This is a genomic window from Pedobacter yulinensis (genome assembly GCF_003029735.1).
Classification (GTDB): domain Bacteria; phylum Bacteroidota; class Bacteroidia; order Sphingobacteriales; family Sphingobacteriaceae; genus Pedobacter; species Pedobacter yulinensis.
In genome coordinates this window covers 359,219-377,500 of the sequence record NZ_KZ686268.1, presented here as the reverse complement: position 1 = coordinate 377,500, position 18,282 = coordinate 359,219, and the positions used below count along the sequence as shown (strand labels likewise).

General features: G+C 50.2%; 15 protein-coding genes. 10 read left to right on the top strand and 5 right to left on the bottom strand.

The features are described 5' to 3' along the window. Positions 1-45: 45 nt before the first annotated feature. Positions 46-600 (bottom strand): C40 family peptidase, encoded by a 555-nt coding sequence (locus tag C7T94_RS01670; RefSeq protein ID WP_107213032.1) that lies wholly within the window; start codon positions 598-600, stop codon positions 46-48. Positions 601-833: 233 nt separating this feature from the next. Here C7T94_RS01670 and pdhA point away from each other — a divergent pair, with 233 nt between their 5' ends. The 5 genes from pdhA (at position 834) to hisS (ending at position 7,524) form a co-directional block, all read left to right on the top strand. Beyond that, positions 834-1,829 (top strand): pyruvate dehydrogenase (acetyl-transferring) E1 component subunit alpha, encoded by a 996-nt coding sequence (gene pdhA / locus C7T94_RS01665; RefSeq protein ID WP_107213031.1) that lies wholly within the window; start codon positions 834-836, stop codon positions 1,827-1,829. A gap of 30 nt (positions 1,830-1,859) precedes the next feature. Next, complete coding sequence (locus C7T94_RS01660; RefSeq protein ID WP_107213030.1) at positions 1,860-3,521, top strand: pyruvate dehydrogenase complex dihydrolipoamide acetyltransferase; 1,662 nt, start codon at positions 1,860-1,862, stop codon at positions 3,519-3,521. Positions 3,522-3,723: 202 nt separating this feature from the next. After that, positions 3,724-4,263 carry a hypothetical protein gene (locus C7T94_RS01655; protein ID WP_107213029.1) on the top strand — a complete coding sequence of 180 codons (540 nt, stop codon included), beginning with the start codon at positions 3,724-3,726 and terminating at the stop codon, positions 4,261-4,263. Between the two features lie 43 nt (positions 4,264-4,306). Next, entirely contained in the window at positions 4,307-6,076 is a 1,770-nt protein-coding gene (locus C7T94_RS01650) for a DUF885 domain-containing protein (protein WP_107213028.1), read from the top strand. Between the two features lie 62 nt (positions 6,077-6,138). After that, on the top strand, positions 6,139-7,524 hold the full coding sequence (gene hisS / locus C7T94_RS01645) for a histidine--tRNA ligase (protein WP_107213027.1): 1,386 nt from the start codon (positions 6,139-6,141) through the stop codon (positions 7,522-7,524). Between the two features lie 90 nt (positions 7,525-7,614). Here the strand turns inward: hisS and C7T94_RS01640 are convergent, their stop codons facing one another. From C7T94_RS01640 to C7T94_RS01630, 3 genes are read right to left on the bottom strand one after another with little or no spacing between them, the layout of a single operon-like run. Further along, on the bottom strand, positions 7,615-8,385 hold the full coding sequence (locus C7T94_RS01640) for a dienelactone hydrolase family protein (protein WP_107213025.1): 771 nt from the start codon (positions 8,383-8,385) through the stop codon (positions 7,615-7,617). Beyond that, positions 8,382-8,864: a nuclear transport factor 2 family protein gene (locus tag C7T94_RS01635; RefSeq protein ID WP_107213023.1), complete on the bottom strand. Its 483-nt coding sequence runs from the start codon at positions 8,862-8,864 to the stop codon at positions 8,382-8,384. Before C7T94_RS01635 ends, C7T94_RS01640 begins: the two co-directional genes overlap by 4 nt. 2 nt (positions 8,865-8,866) lie before the next feature. Further along, positions 8,867-9,853, bottom strand: coding sequence for an alpha/beta fold hydrolase (locus tag C7T94_RS01630; protein ID WP_107214618.1), 987 nt, complete (start codon positions 9,851-9,853; stop codon positions 8,867-8,869). 207 nt (positions 9,854-10,060) lie between these two features. Between C7T94_RS01630 and C7T94_RS01625 the strand changes: the two genes are divergently transcribed. From C7T94_RS01625 to namA, 3 genes are read left to right on the top strand one after another with little or no spacing between them, the layout of a single operon-like run. Beyond that, positions 10,061-10,456, top strand: coding sequence for a DoxX family protein (locus C7T94_RS01625; protein WP_107214617.1), 396 nt, complete (start codon positions 10,061-10,063; stop codon positions 10,454-10,456). Then, a complete protein-coding gene (locus tag C7T94_RS01620) occupies positions 10,453-11,448 on the top strand; it encodes an aldo/keto reductase (protein WP_107213021.1) in 996 nt (331 codons plus the stop codon). The genes C7T94_RS01625 and C7T94_RS01620 overlap by 4 nt, the downstream gene beginning before the upstream one ends. Then, the gene (namA, locus tag C7T94_RS01615; protein WP_107213019.1) at positions 11,435-12,520 is read left to right on the top strand and encodes an NADPH dehydrogenase NamA; all 1,086 of its coding nucleotides are present in this window, start codon (positions 11,435-11,437) and stop codon (positions 12,518-12,520) included. Before C7T94_RS01620 ends, namA begins: the two co-directional genes overlap by 14 nt. On the opposite strand, the gene C7T94_RS01610 is transcribed toward namA, so the two are convergent. Further along, positions 12,510-13,118, bottom strand: coding sequence for a thioredoxin family protein (locus C7T94_RS01610; RefSeq protein WP_107213017.1), 609 nt, complete (start codon positions 13,116-13,118; stop codon positions 12,510-12,512). The two genes, namA and C7T94_RS01610, sit on opposite strands and share 11 nt — an antisense overlap. Before the next feature lie 181 nt (positions 13,119-13,299). Between C7T94_RS01610 and C7T94_RS01605 the strand changes: the two genes are divergently transcribed. Both C7T94_RS01605 and C7T94_RS01600 read left to right on the top strand, forming a co-directional pair. Next, positions 13,300-15,795 carry a TonB-dependent receptor gene (locus tag C7T94_RS01605; protein ID WP_107213015.1) on the top strand — a complete coding sequence of 832 codons (2,496 nt, stop codon included), beginning with the start codon at positions 13,300-13,302 and terminating at the stop codon, positions 15,793-15,795. Beyond that, positions 15,779-18,259 carry an outer membrane beta-barrel protein gene (locus C7T94_RS01600; RefSeq protein ID WP_107213014.1) on the top strand — a complete coding sequence of 827 codons (2,481 nt, stop codon included), beginning with the start codon at positions 15,779-15,781 and terminating at the stop codon, positions 18,257-18,259. Before C7T94_RS01605 ends, C7T94_RS01600 begins: the two co-directional genes overlap by 17 nt. Positions 18,260-18,282 lie beyond the last annotated feature (23 nt).

Below are 18,282 nucleotides of genomic sequence, written 5' to 3'. Positions count from 1 at the left end.
CTCCTGGCGGTATGCCGGAGGACTGTTATTTCTTTTAAGCAGGAACTACTCGATCTCAAACTCTTTCCGGAACGACTCCATAATGCGGCCGCCTTTGTAAAAACCACGCGAGTAATATGGTTCGTTCAGGTTACTGATCACCACACCCCTTGATGAAGAAGCATGGGCAAACCGGTTGTCGCCAAGGTAAATGCCTACATGTGAGATGCTTCGGCTCTTAAATTTGAAAAAAACCAGGTCACCCTGTTTCAATTCTTCTTTAGAAAGCGGATCAACCATGCTGAAGATATCGCGGGAATTTCTGAGTATAGTTGTGTTGAAAACTTTATCATAAATGGCCTTGGTAAAAGCAGAACAATCGATGCCCTTTTTTGTATTGCCACCGAACCGGTATGGTGTACCGATCCATTCATAGATAAATTTGTATAGCTTAACATTGGAAGTTGCATCGGCCGCGACACCCATTACCTGGGAAAAATATTGGCTTGCTAAGTTATCGGGATCTTCCAGTTGAGTTGTTTCTTTCGATTTTGACTGCGAAAATGCTGTTGTAGCGGTCAATAATGCAATCATTGAACAGAACAAAAACTTTTTAATCATGTTATACTGTTAAGTTTGGGTAAAACACTTACACTTAAACGTACACCACCTGGGCTTATTGTTTGGTGTACAAAGCTACCTATATTCCAAATCTCATCCAAATTTCAAATGTTAAAAAACCAAAGTTATCCACATTTTGGCGCTTCTTCGTGTTCATTTTACACTAAATCATTCCTCAAATTAGAAGAAAAGGTTTAGATTTGCTGTCGCAAAAAAAAAACAAATCCAAGTAAATGAGTGCAGTAGAAATAACTAAAGATACCTATCTACAATGGTTCGAGTCGATGCTCCTGATGCGTAAGTTTGAAGAGAAGACAGGACAATTGTACGGACAGCAGAAAATCCGTGGTTTTTGCCACCTATACATCGGTCAGGAGGCCGTTGTGGCCGGAGCAATTTCGGCACTCAGACCTGAAGATTCGATGATTACTGCTTATCGCGATCATGCCCATGCCCTTGCAAAAGGTGTGAGCGCAAACGCGATCATGGCTGAAATGTATGGCAAAGCAACCGGGTGCTCAAAAGGTAAGGGTGGTTCCATGCACATGTTCAGCAAGGAGCATAACTTTTATGGCGGGCACGGGATTGTAGGCGGTCAGATTCCGCTTGGTGCCGGTATTGCTTTTGCTGAAAAGTACAAGGGCACCCAAGCTGTGAATGTATGTTACATGGGCGACGGTGCTGTGCGCCAGGGTGCTTTAAACGAGGCTTTCAACATGGCCATGCTTTGGAAACTACCGGTGATTTTTGTTTGCGAGAATAACGGTTATGCAATGGGTACTTCAGTTGAACGCACCACGAACATGACCGACATTTATAAAATTGGCCTTGGTTTCGACATGCCATGTGCACCGGTTAACGGAATGGATCCTGTTGCCGTACACAATGCCATGGATGAAGCTGCGCAGCGCGCACGTGCAGGTGAAGGTCCGACCTTCCTTGAAATGCGTACGTACCGCTACCGGGGGCACTCCATGTCTGACCCGGCAAAATACCGCACCAAGGAGGAGCTTGAAGATTACAAAGCAAAAGATCCGATTGAGCAGGTTCGTGAAACCATCCTGCAAGAAAAATATGCAGACCAGGCCTGGATCGAGGAAATCGAAGCGAAGGTGAAGAAAATCGTTGAAGACTCGGTTAAATTTGCCGAGGAGTCGCCATGGCCTGAACCAGAAGAGCTGTACCTGGATGTCTATGCCCAGCAGGATTACCCATATATACAGGATTAATTTTAAGAACCGATTCAAGAAGATATTAGAATGGCTGAAGTAGTTAGAATGCCGAAAATGAGCGATACCATGACTGAAGGGGTATTGGCGAAATGGCATGCAAAAGTTGGCGATAAAATCAAGAGTGGTGACGTGCTGGCCGAAGTGGAAACTGATAAAGCCACGATGGACCTCGAGTCTTACGAAGAAGGTACACTGCTCTATATTGGAGTGGAAGAAGGAAAAGGTGTTCCGATCGATGCCGTCATCGCTGTGATCGGTAAAGAGGGTGAAGATTATAAATCGGCGCTCGAGGCTGCCGGTGGCGACAACGCTCCGGAAGCTGAACAGGCTGAACAAAAAACCGAAGATAAGGAAGAAGAGCCGGCAACCGGTTCTGGCAGCGGATTAAGTGAAGAAGAACTGGCCAAACAGGGAGTAACCGTTGTGCGGATGCCGCTGCTGAGCGATACCATGACTGAAGGCGTGATCGCTGAATGGCATAAAAAGGTAGGCGACAAAGTGAAAGATGATGATGTGCTTGCTGATGTTGAAACAGACAAGGCAACCATGGAAGTGATGGGTTATGCTGAAGGCACCCTGCTTCACATCGGCGTTGAGAAAGGCCAGGCTGCTAAAGTAAACGGTATTATTGCCATTGTTGGCCCTGAAGGGACCGATATTTCAGGCGTCCTGAACGCGGGCGATGCACCGGCAAAACCTGTCGCAGCACAGCAAGATGCTGCAGCCGCAGCGCCTGCACAGGCAGAGACGAAAGAGCCTGCCGCACCGGTAGCCGAAGCAAAATCTACTGACGGCGGCCGTGTCAAAGCGTCTCCGCTTGCACGCAAAATTGCAGAAGATAAAGGAATTGACCTGAGCCAGGTGGCCGGAAGCGCCGAAGGTGGAAGGATCATTAAAAAAGATATTGAAAACTTCAAACCTGCTGCGCAACCTGCTCAGGAGCAAGCTTTGGCAGCTCCGACGGCCTCTGCCGAGAAATCAGCATCGATTCCGCAGTATACCGGCGAGGTGAAGTTCAGCGAAAAACCGGTTACGCAAATGCGTAAGGTAATTGCAAAACGCCTGTCTGAAAGCCTGTTTACCGCGCCGCACTTCTACCTGACCATGAGCATCGACATGGACAAGGCCATGGAAGCGCGCGCCCGGATCAACGAATATGCACCATCAAAAGTATCGTTTAACGACCTGGTGCTGAAGGCAACAGCGATTGCATTGAAACAACATCCAGCCGTAAACTCATCCTGGCTGGGAGACAAAATACGCTACAACGAACATGTGAATATTGGTGTGGCCGTAGCCGTTGAAGACGGACTGCTCGTTCCTGTTGTACGCTTTGCAGACGGAAAATCCCTCACACACATATCTGCCGAGGTTAAAGACTTTGCACAGCGTGCAAAAGCAAAAAAGCTGCAACCGGCAGACTGGGAAGGGTCGACCTTTACGATCTCGAACCTGGGTATGTTTGGCATCGACGAGTTCACCGCCATCATCAACCCGCCTGATGCCTGCATTCTGGCCGTAGGTGGCATCTCGCAAGTGCCTGTTGTGAAAAACGGAGCAGTTGTTCCTGGTAACGTCATGAAAGTAACCCTGAGCTGTGATCACCGGGTGGTAGACGGCGCTACGGGTGCTGCCTTCCTGCAAACGCTGAAAGCGCTCCTGGAAGAGCCGGTACGACTGCTGGCCTAACGGACAAAATCATACCAAAGCCACCTGAAAAGGTGGCTTTTTTGTTTTTATGAATAGAAGGATGAAGTTAGCACCACTCCCGGCTTTGCTGCTGAAGTGGCAAGTGCGAAAACAAAGCATTAAAGTTCCAGACCATGGAGCTAAATGCAATCTTTTTAAGCAAAATCGATGGCCGGTTGTTTAGGAGGAAACCCTCCTAGCAATGGAAAAAGAAAAATTGGTTCACGAGGCTTACCTTGTGTCGCATGTTGTCGAAGAAAACGGGAGCTTTCCCAACAATGGCAGGCTCCCGCTTCTTATTTATAAAGGTGCCTTCATGCTGAAGCCTGACGATACAACAGAGGCCATTAAAAAGACTTTCGCCGGAAACGGGTACAGCAACAGTTGGGAAAACGGCATCTATGATTACCACCACTATCACGCAACCACGCACGAAACAATGGGTGTGTTTTGCGGTCGCGCCGAGGTTCAGTTTGGTGGCGACCATGGTGTATGCATCGAGCTAAACCGGGGCGATGCGGTTGTTATCCCGGCCGGCGTGGCGCACAAATGTTTGAAAAGCAGTGATGACTTTCTTTGTGTAGGAGCCTACCCGAACGGCCGGGACTTTGACATGAAATACGGAAAGGAAGAAGAACGACCTGAGGCGGATGAGCAGATTGCAGCCGTACCGCTTCCTGACAATGACCCGGTGTACGGAAGCAAGGGGCACCTGCATGATTGCTGGTACACGCAGGCTTGACCCTTACAGCGTCAGGCTGCTGAAATTATTGTAAATTAGCTTTATGAACAAGCTCGCTGTACTTTTACTGTTTGCATTTGCGGCAGCGTCCTGCCGCAACGATCAGCCCGATCCGGACAATGGTGAAAGATTTGATAAACTTGCTGCGCTGTACTGGGAGGAGTCGCTTAAACTTTATCCTTTGTCTGCCACCTATATCGGCGACAACCGGTACAACGACCGGCTGCCGAATGATGGAAGCCAGGCGTTCATAAAAAATGCCAGGGCTTTTAATCATCGGTTTCTCGACAGCCTCAATAACTATGCGCCCTCATCACTTTCAGCTTCGCGGCAGCTTTCTTATGCGATGATGAAAAACCAGATCGAGACGGCGCTTCAGGGCTTTCAATACCGGTTTGAATACATGCCCTTTAACCAAATGTCGGCGCTCCCGCTTACTTTTGCACAATTGGGTGCGGGTACCGGGGCGCAGCCGTTCAAAACGGTGAAAGACTACGATAATTGGCTGAAGCGGGCTGATGCCTTCGCCGTGTGGGCGGATACAGCTATTGGGAATTTTAGAAAAGGCATGACCAGCGGCCTCGTACTGCCGCGTACACTCGTGCTCAAAATGATTCCACAGCTGAAAAGCATGCAGGTCAGCAGGCCGGCCGAAAGCCTGTTTTACGGGCCGGTAAACAAACTGCCTGATTCCTTCCCGCCAGCCGAAAAATCAAGGATCAAGACTGCCTATGCCGCATCAATATCAAACGTGATTTTGCCTGCATACAGGCGTCTGGCTGATTTTCTTGAACAGGAATACCTTCCACGGGCGCGGAGTTCTTCCGGACTTTCAGCCGTGCCAGGCGGGAAAGAAATGTACACTTACCTGGTCCGGCAGCAGACCACCACCACCCGCACACCCGAAGAGATTTACCAGACCGGCTTGACAGAGGTTAGCCGGATCCGGAAACAGATGGATAGCATTAGGCTCAAAGTCGGATTTAAAGGGACCATTCAGGATTTCTTCACGTACATGAATACCAGTCAGAAGTTCATGCCCTACAAAACGCCCGCCGAAGTGCTCGCCGCGTTCGGGTCCATTCGCAAGCGTATGGAACCCAATCTGCCAAAGATGTTTGCCCACAAACCAAAAACCCCATTTGAAATCCGCCAGACGGAAGCCTTTCGCGCCGCCTCGGCCAGTGCCGAGTACAATCCGGGGTCAGCAGACGGCAGCCGTCCCGGAATATTCTACGTACCAATTCTCGATGCAACTAAATTCAATATTACCTCGGGTATGGAGTCCTTGTTTCTGCATGAAGCCATACCCGGCCATCATTACCAGATATCTCTGACGCAGGAAAATACACAACTCCCTGCCTTTAGACGTTTTGGCTGGAATAACGCTTATGTAGAAGGCTGGGCATTGTATTGCGAATCGCTGGGTAAAGAACTTGGGCTTTACCAGGACCCTTATCAGCACATGGGCGCCCTGGGCGATGAGATGCACCGGGCAATCAGGCTTGTGGTGGATGTAGCGATCCACATGAAAGGCATGAGCCGGGAGGCCGCTATCCGGTATATGATGGAGAACGAGGCGATCAGCAAAGAAGCGGCAACGGCCGAGATTGAACGTTATATGGGAATTCCGGCCCAGGCACTGGGTTATAAGACCGGTGCCATGAAGATCAGCGAATTGCGGAACAAGTATCAGCGCACGCTGGGCACGAAGTTCAAACTGGCTGCTTTTCATGACGCGGTACTGAAAGACGGTTCGCTTCCGCTGAGCGTCTTTGAACAAAAAATGGACACCTGGGCCGATTCACAATAGCCCGGAACCGGCCAGCAGATTGTGATTCTTAAACGTCGAAGCTGTTTTGTACTTTTGCGGCTATGTCTAACATCAAACCTTCATTAGCAAAGGGCACGCGTGATTTTTCTCCCTTAGAAATGATCAGGCGGAACTATATATTCGATACAATCAAGTCTGTCTTTAAAAAATATGGTTATGCAGAGATTCAGACCCCTGCCATGGAGAACCTGCAGACCCTCACCGGCAAATATGGCGATGAGGGCGACAAACTGATCTTTAAGATTCTGAATAGCGGCGACTTTCTAAAAGAGCCAAAAAAAAAGGAGTTTGATTTTAACGCCCCCGAAAACAGCAACCAATTAACGCCCTTAATTTCTGAAAAAGCGCTTCGTTACGACCTGACTGTGCCTTTTGCCAGGTATGTTGTCATGCATCAGAATGAAATTGCCCTGCCTTTTAAACGGTTCCAGGTACAGCCGGTGTGGCGGGCCGACCGTCCGCAGCGTGGGCGCTACCGTGAATTTTATCAGTGCGATGCCGATGTAGTAGGTTCTGACAGCCTATTGAACGAGGCAGAGTTTGCCTGTATCTATCATGAAGCTTTGCAAAAGCTTGGACTGCGTGATTTTACCATCAAGCTCAATAACAGGAAAATCTTGTCAGGCATTGCGGAACTGATCGGTAAGCCGGAGCTAATTGTTGACATGACCGTTGCCATAGACAAACTGGATAAGATCGGTCTTGACGGTGTAAGTAAGGAGCTGGTGGAGAGGGGGTTTACAAGCGCCGATCTCGAAATATTGAAACCGGTTATTCTTTTAGAGGGTAACAACGCTGAAAAGCTCAACAGCCTGAGCCAGGTGCTAGCGCATTCAGAGACTGGGCTGAAGGGTATCGACGAGCTGAAACGTGTGCTTGATTATGTGGAAGCGCTGAATCCAGGTTTGACTGCCACGATGCTGCAACTGGATATTACCCTGGCGCGGGGCCTGAATTATTATACCGGATGTATCTTCGAAGTCAAGACCAATGAGGTTGCCATGGGCAGCATTGGCGGTGGTGGCCGCTATGACGACCTGACGGGTATGTTTGGGCTGAAAGGCTTGACAGGCGTGGGCATTTCTTTTGGCGCTGACCGCATTTACGATGTTCTTGAAGAGCTTGGCCTGTTTCCTGAAACAGCGATGGCCGGAACGCGCGTACTGCTGACCAACTTTGATGCAGCTGCCGAAGCGTTTGCGCTCCCGTTATTGTCCAGGCTGCGCGACGCCGGTATAGCTGCTGAGCTTTATCCGGCTGCTGCAAAACTGAAAAAACAGTTTTCTTATGCCGATGCAAAAGGAATACCGTATGTAGTTATTGTGGGAGGCGAAGAGCTGGAGAGCGGTAAACCGGCATTGAAAAATATGGCTACCGGCGAACAGGAATCGCTCACGATCGATCTGTTGATCGAGCGGTTGCAATAAAAATTCCTTTTTGGTTAATTTTTTAACTTAAAGTTGGTAACTTTACAAAAGTTACCAACTTTGCAGGACTCGAATTCTGTTCGATCTGGTTTAGCGCGCAGGGCATACCTCGTCCAGGAATAGCCGCATGTGCTGCCAGGAACGCCGGTCAGCCGTTTCGTTGTACGCAGCTCCCTTCGAATTGTCGTTACCCGCAGCCTTTTCTGTAAAAGAATGTACTGCGTTGCCATAGTAGACCATTTGCCAGTCTGCTTTAGCCTGTTTCATTTCATCCTGGAACGCCCGAATTTCCGCCTCAGATTCATATGGGTCATCCGCACCATGGCAAACTAGCAGCTTCGGCCCGATCGGCTCGATAGGTTTCGATGCATCACGTATCAGCCCGCCGTGAAACGATACGATTCCTTTTACAGGATAATTTCTTCGGGCTACTTCAATGGCCCCAAGTCCGCCGAAACAATAGCCAATTACGACCAAACGCTCTTTCGAAGCACCACTGCGCACCAGCTGATCAAGCGCCAGGCGAATACGGCGTCTGTAATCTTCCATGTTTTTCTTGTACCTGCCTGAAATCTCGCCGGCCTGCTTCGCTGTGCTGGGGTAGTTCCCCTCGCCATAAATGTCTGCGATAAACGTATGGTAGCCTAACTTGTTCAGCCGCATGGCCGTTTCCTTACAGTGTGCGTCTATGCCAAACCAGGCTGGTAAGATCAGGATGCCCGCTTTGTTTCCGGGCCGGTCAGGCTTTCCGGCCAGTCCTTGCAGGCGCTGTGGCCCATCCTGGTAAGGCACTGCTTTAAGCTGAGCGCCCGCAACCAGGGCCGTGCAGCCCAGCATGAGGGTAATTAAAATTGTTTTCATGACTCGTTAGTTGATTTCTTGCGAAGGTAAGCATCCAGTTTTCTTCTTGCCTCCCGGCGGACCTTGTTGCGGAGGAAAGAAGTCTTTCCGAGTATCCAGCCAATGGGGCCCAGGCTTTGTCGTGCCCAGCGGCTAAAACTAAAATGATCTGTATGTTCGGAGATCTTTCCGTTGCTGAACTTAAAATGGGCCTGGATCCGGTTCTCCACTTTCCGGCCGGTTTTCGAGAACGTGTAGTTTGCAATCCAGGTGGCGGAACCCTCGTTTTCACTGGCTTCGATCCCGCTGAACCTCATTTGCAGATCAGAACTGCTTTCCAGCAGCATCTGCCACATGGCCCTCACTTCGGCTGCTTGAAGATTTGTAAATACAGCATCGTTGAATACGGCCTCGTCTGCATAACAGCGCTGCATGGTGCGGTAATCGCCACGCTGAAAAGCCGTGTAGAAGTTATGGATTAATTCTTCTTCTCTGTTCATGATCAAAGCGCACCGGTTAATGCGATGTGAAATTCGGTCGGGATCTCAATGTGCGGAATGTGGCCACAGGCATCGAACTCCACAAGTTTGGCGCCTGGAATGCGCGAGGCAATCTGTTTACCGAGAAAACGGTATTGTCCATGTACGGCTTGCTGATCAGGGCTGAGCAAAGCTTTTCCAACAATGGTCTTATCTTCCTTGCCAATAAAGAGTACCGTTGGAACCTTAATGTTTTGAAACTCGTAATAAACCGGCTGTTCGTAAATCATGGTGAAGGTCATCGCAGCAACCTGTGCCCAACGCGGGTAATCGGCGCTATTGGTAACTCCGGCCGCAATGCGCACAAGTTCCTCATACTCGGGTTTCCATACGGTGAAATATGAGCTCTGGTAGTACTTCCTGATACTGGCGGCATTCGACTTTAGTTCAGTCTGGTATTGCTGCGCGGTCGACACATAGGGTATAAATGTCCGGTAATCTTCGAAACCGATGGGGTTTTCAAGCAGCAGTTTTTCTGTTTTTTCTGGGAACATCAGCGCAAAGCGCGTAGCGAGCATACCGCCCATTGAGTGGCCAAGTACGGCTGCTTTCTGAATGCCAAGCGTATCGAGCAGTTTTTTATTCCATGCAGCCAGCTGATGAAAGCTATAGTGAATAAAGGGTTTAGAGGATTTTCCAAAACCAACCTGGTCGGGTACGATAACGCGAAAGCCACGGTCGCGCAGGGCTTTTATCGTGGTGGTCCAGTAATAGCCGCCAAAATTCTTGCCATGCAGCAGCATCACAGTTCGGCCGTTCGCTTTTCCGCCCGCCGGCACATCCATATAAGACATGCGAATATCCTGGCCTTCAGCATGCAAAGGCAGATACTTGATGGGGTAAGGGTAGGCTACGTTTTCCAGTGTAATCGACAGCGTATCGGTTTTTTGGGCCGTGGCTGCGACATATGCGGTCACGATCAGAAGCAGTATTGTAAAATGTTTTCTCATGTCAATAAAGGTATGGCCGGCCCTCTGGTAATCGGCGTTCGCCTGCAGAAGCATGGTCGTTCATTAGCCCGTTTATGCGCAAAGATCAGGCCGTGCATTAAGCACCGGCGCGTGCCGGCAACGCTCTTCTGCTTTGTAATGATTTTTTCACAATCTGCAAAGCAGAAAACATCCGGCCACTTTGTGTTGTATGTTTGGCAAAGAACAATGAACAACCAGATCGCTTACCTCTTCGCGCGGCTTGCACTAGGAGTTAGTCTGGCCGGTCACGGCCTGGTGCGTATTCCGAAGTTGACGGGTTTCAGTAACTGGATGCTTGGCGAGTTTGAAAAAAGCTGGCTTCCCGATGCGCTGGTTCGCCCATTCAGCCTCGCGTTGCCCTGGCTGGAATTGCTTTTCGGCGCGCTGCTCATTCTCGGGCTTCTTACCCGGCCGGCTCTTGCCGTAACCGGTCTGATCATGCTTGCACTGATCTTCGGATCAACAACGATCGAAAACTGGAACGCGGTATCTGCGCAATTAGGACACATGGTCTTCGTCGTATTCTTACTCTATGAGCTTCGCCTGAATCGTTATGCACTAGACTCAATCATAAAAAAATGAAATACAGAAAAATAGGAAATACGCCGCTCGAGTTATCGGTCATCACCTTTGGCGCCTGGGCAGCCGGCGGCTGGATGTGGGGAAGCACCGACCGGAACGAAGCGGTCAGGGCCATCCAGGCCGGATTTGAACATGGCGTTACTTCGATCGATACAGCGCCCATCTATGGCCAGGGTACGAGCGAAGAGATTGTGGGCCAAGCAATAAAAGCTATGCCGCGGGACCAGGTGCAGGTGGTTACCAAGTACGGCATGCGCTGGGACCTGAATAAAGGTCAGTTTGGTTTCAAAAGCCAGGACAATTCCGGCAAAGAAATCGACATTTATAAATATGCCGGGAAGGAAAGCATTATTTACGAGTGTGAGCAATCGCTTAAGCGCCTCGGTACCGACTACATTGATTTGTACCAGATCCACTGGCCGGATGAAACCACACCGATCCATGAAACCATGGAGGCCGTTTCGAGCCTGATCCAGGCCGGGAAGGTTCGTTATGCGGGTGTATGCAATTACAGCGCTGCCCAGGTTAAAGAAGCTGACGAGATCCTGCACATTGCCTCCAACCAGATCCCCTTCAGCATGGTAAAACGCGATGCCGAACTGGAAACCATACCATATTGCATCAAACATGGCAAATCTGTCCTTGCCTACAGTCCGCTGGAGCGAGGTCTGCTTACCGGGAAAATAACGGAGAACTACCGCTTTGCCGAAGGCGATCACCGGGCCACCCACCGTTTTTTCTCACCTGAATGGGTTCGCAGAACGAACACATTCCTGAACAGGATCAAACCGCTGGCAAATGACAAAAACGTCACGCTGTCGCAGCTGGTTCTTGGCTGGACGATCCAGCACCCCGGTATTACGATTGCGCTGGCGGGGGCCCGTAACGCAGATCAGTCGGTGTCAAATGCCTTGTCGGCATCGGTATTCCTGACCGATGAAGAAGTGCAGTTGATCAATTCAGAACTGGAGGTCTTACATGGAGCCAGGTAGGACGAACAACGTTCAGCTCTTTTCGCCTTTTACGCTGAGAGCGCTGACGTTCAAAAATCGGATGGTCATGTCGCCCATGTGCCAGTACAGCGCTGTGGACGGGTTTGCCAACAACTGGCACCTTGTGCATCTGGGCAGCCGGGCGGTTGGCGGCGCGGCACTGATCATGCAGGAAGCCACGGCGGTTAGTCCTGAAGGCAGGATCAGTGCGGGCGACCTTGGTATCTGGAAAGATGAACACATCGAAAAATTTAGGGAGATCTGCACCTTCATTAATGATCAGGGATCAGTAGCAGGCATCCAGCTGGCACATGCGGGCCGGAAGGCAAGCTTTATGCCGCCCTGGGAAGGCGACGAACAGGTGATGAGCGGTCCCGGGAGCTGGCAAACAGTTGCGCCCTCGCCGCTGCCTTTCAAACCCCAGCACAAAACCCCGGTCGAGTTGGATGATCAGGAGATCGCGCGCATCACCACAGATTTTGTCAGGGCCGCAGAACGTGCTCTTGCTGCCGGTTTCAGGGTCATTGAGATCCATGCAGCACATGGCTATCTGGTTCACCAGTTCCTCTCGCCGCTTAGCAATCTGCGCAAGGATGCCTACGGCGGAAGTTTTGAAAACCGCACCCGTTTCCTGCTGCAGATCGTACATGCCGTGCGCCAGGTATGGCCCGAAGGGTTGCCGCTGTTTGTACGCATTTCCGCCACAGATTGGACCACAGGTGGATGGGATCTTGAACAGTCGGTCGAGCTGGCTAAACTGCTCAGGGAGACAGGAACCGACCTGGTCGACGTTTCTTCCGGCGGAAATGTGCCTGACGCCGTTATCCCGGCAGGACCTGGTTACCAGGTTGATTTTGCTGCTGCGGTAAGGCAGCAGTCAGGGATGGCTACCGGTGCTGTGGGTATCATTACAAGTGCCGGCCAGGCAGAAGAGATTCTTGTTTCCGGTCGGGCAGACCTCGTATTTATGGGCAGGGAAATGTTGCGAAATCCTTATTTCCCGCTGCACGCGGCAAAGGAACTCGGCGTAGAAACACCCTGGCCGGACCAGTACCTGCGTGCTAAGCGTTAAATTCTGCCGTAATGCGGTCGAAAAACGCTGTAAGTTCCTGTTGAGTGGTCAGAGTCCTGTCTTTCGCGTACCAGCCATGCAGCTGCTCAGCTACTACAGTAAAGTCAGGGTTTTCCTGTTTCCATTCGCTCAGCAATTGTTGCAGAACCGCCGGGCGTGGCCCCCATTTGCCAAGCGGCCTGCCATCGGCGTCGATAACCAGCAGTACGGGAATGGCCCGGCCGCCATTGGTCAGGTGCGCATCGATCAGTTCCAGATTTTTATCACGAAGAACAAGTTTCATAGGCAGCTGCGCAGAGCGGACAGCCTGGTTCAGCACAGGTACGATCTGTGCCGCGTCGCCGCACCAGCCTTCGCTGATCACAAGCAGGCGTACATCAGATGGCAGAGCCGTTATTGCCGCCGCCAGCGCATCGGTGATCGTAACTGTCTTGTCTAACCGGTTCATGCGCTGCACATTGAGTTTGGTATACTCCAGCATTCCTTCTGAATGGTCAGGCCCGGTCGTCTGGCCGTTGGCGAGCAATTGGTCGATAAGTAAGCGGTATTCGGGATAGGTCATCCCCTCGCTAACGAAAATATTACTGTAATTGAGCATCTTTTAGCTGTAATAAAATAGTTACTGCTGTCTTTTTTAAACCCGGGCACCGTTATTTTGTCCCACTTTTAACTAACACACATAAAAAAACGAGAGAAACTGTCTTAAGCTGTGGAAAGCGGATGTTTATTTTACACTTCGCCCCCTGGCTTCAGGTATTCTCGCTGATAAACTGAACCCGATGAGATTAAGATTGAACAAAGTACTGGTTTTAGCTTTACTAATTTGTTTCGCGACTGTAAAAATCTTCGCACAGCAAACCGGTAGTGGAAAAGTAACGGGAAAGGCCGTAGATGGCCAGACAAATGAACCGATACCCTATGCTACGGCCGTGCTGATCAATAAAGTAACAAAGGCAAATGTGCGCCTGGCCCAGACCGATATGGAGGGGAATTTTATGCTCGACAAACTCCCGGCCGGCGATTTTACCTTCAAACTAAGTTATGTGGGTTATCAAACCATGGTTCGCGAAACGGTAAACGTACCTGCAGCCGGCTCGGGCCTTAACCTCGGGACGATCAAAATGAAAATCTCCCAGGGCAATGCACTGAAAGACGTTACGATTACTGCCAGCCGTCCGCAAATGCAGCTTGGCATAGATAAGAAGGTGTTTTCTGTTGACCAGAGCCTGGTTAGCGAAGGCGGATCTGCTTCTGACCTGCTACAGAATGTACCATCTGTCCAAACCGACATGGATGGTAACGTGAGCCTGCGGGGTTCTGCGGGTGTGAGGGTGCTGATCGATGGCAAACCATCGCTTATTGCCGGGGGTAACGTGGCACAAATTCTCCAGTCCATCCCTGCCAGTTCTATTGAAAGTGTAGAGCTGATCACGAACCCTTCAGCTAAATATGACGCCGAGGGCCAGTCGGGTATCATCAACATTGTCCTGAAAAAGAATAAAAAACTTGGCCTGAACGGATCGGCCGCCCTGACAGCAGGCAACCGCGATAACTACAATGCAGCGACCAACCTGAGCTTTCAGAACAGCAAGGTCAATCTGTATGGCAATTACAGTTACCGGTATGGCAACCGGCTTGGCGGTGGCTTTAACAACATCCAGTACCTGAACTCAGCCAGCCCAACGTCATTCGCCAATCAGAACACCGATTCCCGGTCGCTCGACAAAGGCCACAACGTAAAGGCCGGTATAGATTACAACCTGGCAGCCAAAACAGTGCTCAGTTTTTCGGCAGGCCTGAATGTGCGCAACAGCGACCGCAATGAACTGATCAATATTAACCAGCTAGGGGCACAATTCAACCCGATCGAATTCAGCAACCGCCTGAACGACAACAATGGTACAGGCGAAAGTTATGACCTGAACCTGGACTTCAGCCAAAAGTTCAAAAATCCGAAAGAGGAGCTTACCGTAAACCTGGGCTTTTCGGAAGGAACGAATGACAATGACCAGACCTATAACAGCCTTGTTTATAATTCAAATGGATCCAGTGTTACCGGAACGCCCGAAATTCAACGTAACTTTCAGGGAAGTTATAACAAAAATTTCACGGCCCAGGCCGATTATACGCTTCCGGTCGGAAAAGCAGGTAAAGTAGAGGCCGGTTACCGGAGCCAGATCCGGTTTAACGATAACAACACCTTTGCGTACGATTTCAACAACGCGGCGAAAGAATATTTTACCAATTATACCTTGTCAAACTTTTTTAATAACAAAGACCAGGTGCATGCCGTGTATGTGAATTTCCAGAACCAGATCAAGAATTTTGGCTACCAGGTTGGCCTGCGTGCAGAAGATGCAAAGCTGAACACCTACCTCGACGCTTACAATGCCAATTACCAGCTGTTTAACACGCCCGGGGTTGTCGCATATACGCGGCTGTATCCAAGCGTCTTTTTAACGCAAAAATTAAAAGGAGACCAGCAAGTGCAACTGAGTTATTCACGCCGCGTAAACCGCCCGCGCGGATGGGATACCAATCCCTTCCTGGATGTTTCAGAGCCCCTGAATTACCGCCAGGGCAACCCGAACCTGCGGCCTGAAGACGTACATGCCTTCGAGCTGAGCTACAGCAAGTACTGGAAGAAGATCACGCTCACCTCTTCTGCTTATTTCAGGCAGACGAATGATGTGATCCAGCGTATTCGTACGGAACCGGACATCAACGGCATCACGGTTTCAACGCCACAGAACCTGACTCGCAGCCTGAACAGCGGCCTGGAGCTGATTTCGAGGGTAGATGTGTCGAAGATCTGGAACTTTACGGCCAATGCCAACTTGTACCGCAGCGACATCCAGGGTGTACCCGCCTTCGGCATTGTAGACAACAGCGGCTTTAGCTGGAACGCGAACGTAACCAATAACATCAATCTGCCCTACAGCATTTCACTGCAGATACGCGCTGAATACCGTGCGCCTGAAATCATGGCCCAGGGAAGAAGGAATGCGATGTATGGCATAGACGGTGGCGCCAAATACGACTTCCCGAACAAAAAGGCCTCCTTAAGCCTCAACGTTCGAGATGTCTTCAACACCCGCCGGTTTGCCATGACAACTGAGGGCAATTATTCGATCATCGACTTTCAGCGCTACATGCAGGGAACGATGGCCAACCTGACTTTTGCATACAGATTCGGAAAGACCGATTTCAGTTTCAAGAAGTCGCCGAAAAAGAACCAAACTGAGGATTCACGTCCGAATGAAGAACAATTTTAAACCTGCACAAGCCCTTTGTTTTTTTGGCAAAGGGCTATTTTTATTTCCGAATAAGACCGGCGGCCGCTTCTTAGCGGTCTTTGTGGTGTTTTGCGGGCTGCTGCTTTCGGCCGAAAAAAGCCGCGCCCAGAAAACAAATTCGGTAAGCGGCAAAGTGACCGACGCCACAGACGGGACTGCCGTGCCCGGGGCAACCGTGCTAATCTATGCCAAGGCATCTGAGCAGTCGCTCGCCTCTGCCCTCTCCGATGAGAACGGGGTATTCCGCCTGAACGGAATGGAACCGGGAATCTATCGCCTGAGGGTTTCTTATGTGGGTTACGCACCCTTCTTACTGAACGATGTGGCGCTGAATAAAGACGAACCTGAAAAGCGGGTCGGGACGATCAAAATGAGTCCTGACCAGAATAACCTGGCCGAGGTAACAGTTACGGCTGAAAAACCCACGCTTGAATTTGGTGCCGATATGATCACTTATAATGTTGGGAACTCTGTCCTGGCAGAAGGCAGCACCGCCACCGATATTCTTAAAAATGTGCCCATGGTTGAGGTCGACATTGACGGCAATGCGAGCATCAGCGGCAAACGGAGTACCCGCATTTTTATAGACGGCAAGCCCTCAGACTACATGAGCTCAAACATCGCCGATCTGCTGAACGTGCTGCCTTCTGATGCCATTGAAAAAATTGAGGTCATGACAAATCCGCCGGTCAAGTATTCGGGAGACGGTGAGGGGGTCATTAACATCGTGCTGAAAAAGGGGTTCAAGATCGGCTTTACCGGAAATGTCGGCGTTACGGCAGGCCTGCAAGGCAACATGAACACCAATGCGAATGCGTCTTATAAGGCAAAGACCTGGTCTATGAACGGCGGATTGGCATACCGCGAAAACCTGGGCCGGCGCCTGGGTACGGTTTTCCGGGAGAACTTTTTCCCGGATACCACCTTTTATTATGACCAGCACAATACCAGCCGCACCTGGTCTAACGGCGGTAATGCCAGGGTAGGCTTCGACTGGGATATCACCCCGGCGCAAAACCTGCGCATTTCTTCAAATTACAACATGGGCGGCGGCAATACCCGTTCGCAAAATGATTTTGGTTACCTGAACGAGGCCCGCGTTCAAACCAGGCTGCGCAACCAGATGAATGAATCGGCATCAAACAGCAGCAACTTTGTCGCTTCTGCAGATTACAGCATTGAGGACAAAACGAGCGGGGAGAAATTCAGCGCCGGGCTAAATGTGAATACCAATGACAATGATGCAGACAGAACCTTCGAAAGGCGTTTCGCCTATCCTGCCAACCTGAGCCCTTCACTGCAGCAGAACAGCAATGCCACAGCCAATAATGGCATTAATGCGACTGCAGATTATGACCGCCCTGTGCGAGATAAAAAAGACCGGCTCGAACTCGGAGCACAGTACAACTTTCGCAAAAATAACAACGATCTGCAGGTTGAAAACTTCGATTTTGCGGGAAACAGGTATCTGATCAATCCTAGGCTTACCAACCAATTCCTGTACCGGGAAAACATTCTGGCCGCTTACGCTTCATACAATTTCAGGGAGAACGGCTGGAGTGTAAAAACGGGTGTTCGGTCTGAACTTACCAATGTGAAGTTTGATCTTTCGGGGGGGGATCAGTACAATGTCAGGCCTTACCTGAGCGTATTCCCGAACCTGTCTGTTAACCGGTTTTTCAGAAAACGCTACAACATTGGCGCAACATACAGTGTAAGGATCAACCGCCCGCGTGAAAACACTCTCAACCCGCAGATCGATAACAGCGACAGCCTGAACATTACGTACGGAAACCCGCTGCTGGTCCCTGCATATACCCATCAGACTGATGTCAGCTTTGGGATGTTTGGCCAAAAATGGTCGTTTACGCCGCGTATTGCCTATTCAACGGCCAGGGGTGTTATTGAACGGTACCGGCAGGTCAGGAGCAATGGCATTTCTGAATCTACGTACCAGAATATTGGCATGAACAACAACTTTTCGCTAATCCTGGTAGGAAACTACAGGCCTACCAAGACGATCAGCACCAACGGACATTTCAGCCTCATTAACAGCGACTATGTTTCGGCTTTGAATCAGAGTTTAAACCGGAATGGACTCAGCCTCAGGGGATCGCTCGGGTTTTCAATGCAATTGCCGTTTAAAACCGCATTTGAAGGTAACTTGAACTATGCGAACAATGTAAATGCGCAGGGCCGTGCCCGGGGTTCGGTTACTTCGAGTTTCGCAGCCAGAAAAGTTTTTATGAAAAACAGGCTTCATGCACGCATTTGGGTCAGCGACCCCTTCGGCCAGCGCAGCAATGAGTTTTTTAACGAAGGCCTGAATTTCAGATCTCAGAGCTTTTCAGAAAGTAACACGAACAATATCACATTCAGCCTGGGCTACCGCTTCACACGGGTGGCAAAACAGCCGTCCATTCCTCCTCCTGCGGTCAAATAGTGTTAAAATACGTATCTTGCACC

Coding starts and splice junctions, on each gene's coding strand:
- C7T94_RS01670 (WP_107213032.1), bottom strand. CDS start 600: ATGATTAAAAAGTTTTTGTTCTGTTCAATGATTGCATTATTGACCGCT.
- pdhA (WP_107213031.1), top strand. CDS start 834: ATGAGTGCAGTAGAAATAACTAAAGATACCTATCTACAATGGTTCGAG.
- C7T94_RS01660 (WP_107213030.1), top strand. CDS start 1,860: ATGGCTGAAGTAGTTAGAATGCCGAAAATGAGCGATACCATGACTGAA.
- C7T94_RS01655 (WP_107213029.1), top strand. CDS start 3,724: ATGGAAAAAGAAAAATTGGTTCACGAGGCTTACCTTGTGTCGCATGTT.
- C7T94_RS01650 (WP_107213028.1), top strand. CDS start 4,307: ATGAACAAGCTCGCTGTACTTTTACTGTTTGCATTTGCGGCAGCGTCC.
- hisS (WP_107213027.1), top strand. CDS start 6,139: ATGTCTAACATCAAACCTTCATTAGCAAAGGGCACGCGTGATTTTTCT.
- C7T94_RS01640 (WP_107213025.1), bottom strand. CDS start 8,385: ATGAAAACAATTTTAATTACCCTCATGCTGGGCTGCACGGCCCTGGTT.
- C7T94_RS01635 (WP_107213023.1), bottom strand. CDS start 8,864: ATGAACAGAGAAGAAGAATTAATCCATAACTTCTACACGGCTTTTCAG.
- C7T94_RS01630 (WP_107214618.1), bottom strand. CDS start 9,853: ATGAGAAAACATTTTACAATACTGCTTCTGATCGTGACCGCATATGTC.
- C7T94_RS01625 (WP_107214617.1), top strand. CDS start 10,061: ATGAACAACCAGATCGCTTACCTCTTCGCGCGGCTTGCACTAGGAGTT.
- C7T94_RS01620 (WP_107213021.1), top strand. CDS start 10,453: ATGAAATACAGAAAAATAGGAAATACGCCGCTCGAGTTATCGGTCATC.
- namA (WP_107213019.1), top strand. CDS start 11,435: ATGGAGCCAGGTAGGACGAACAACGTTCAGCTCTTTTCGCCTTTTACG.
- C7T94_RS01610 (WP_107213017.1), bottom strand. CDS start 13,118: ATGCTCAATTACAGTAATATTTTCGTTAGCGAGGGGATGACCTATCCC.
- C7T94_RS01605 (WP_107213015.1), top strand. CDS start 13,300: ATGAGATTAAGATTGAACAAAGTACTGGTTTTAGCTTTACTAATTTGT.
- C7T94_RS01600 (WP_107213014.1), top strand. CDS start 15,779: ATGAAGAACAATTTTAAACCTGCACAAGCCCTTTGTTTTTTTGGCAAA.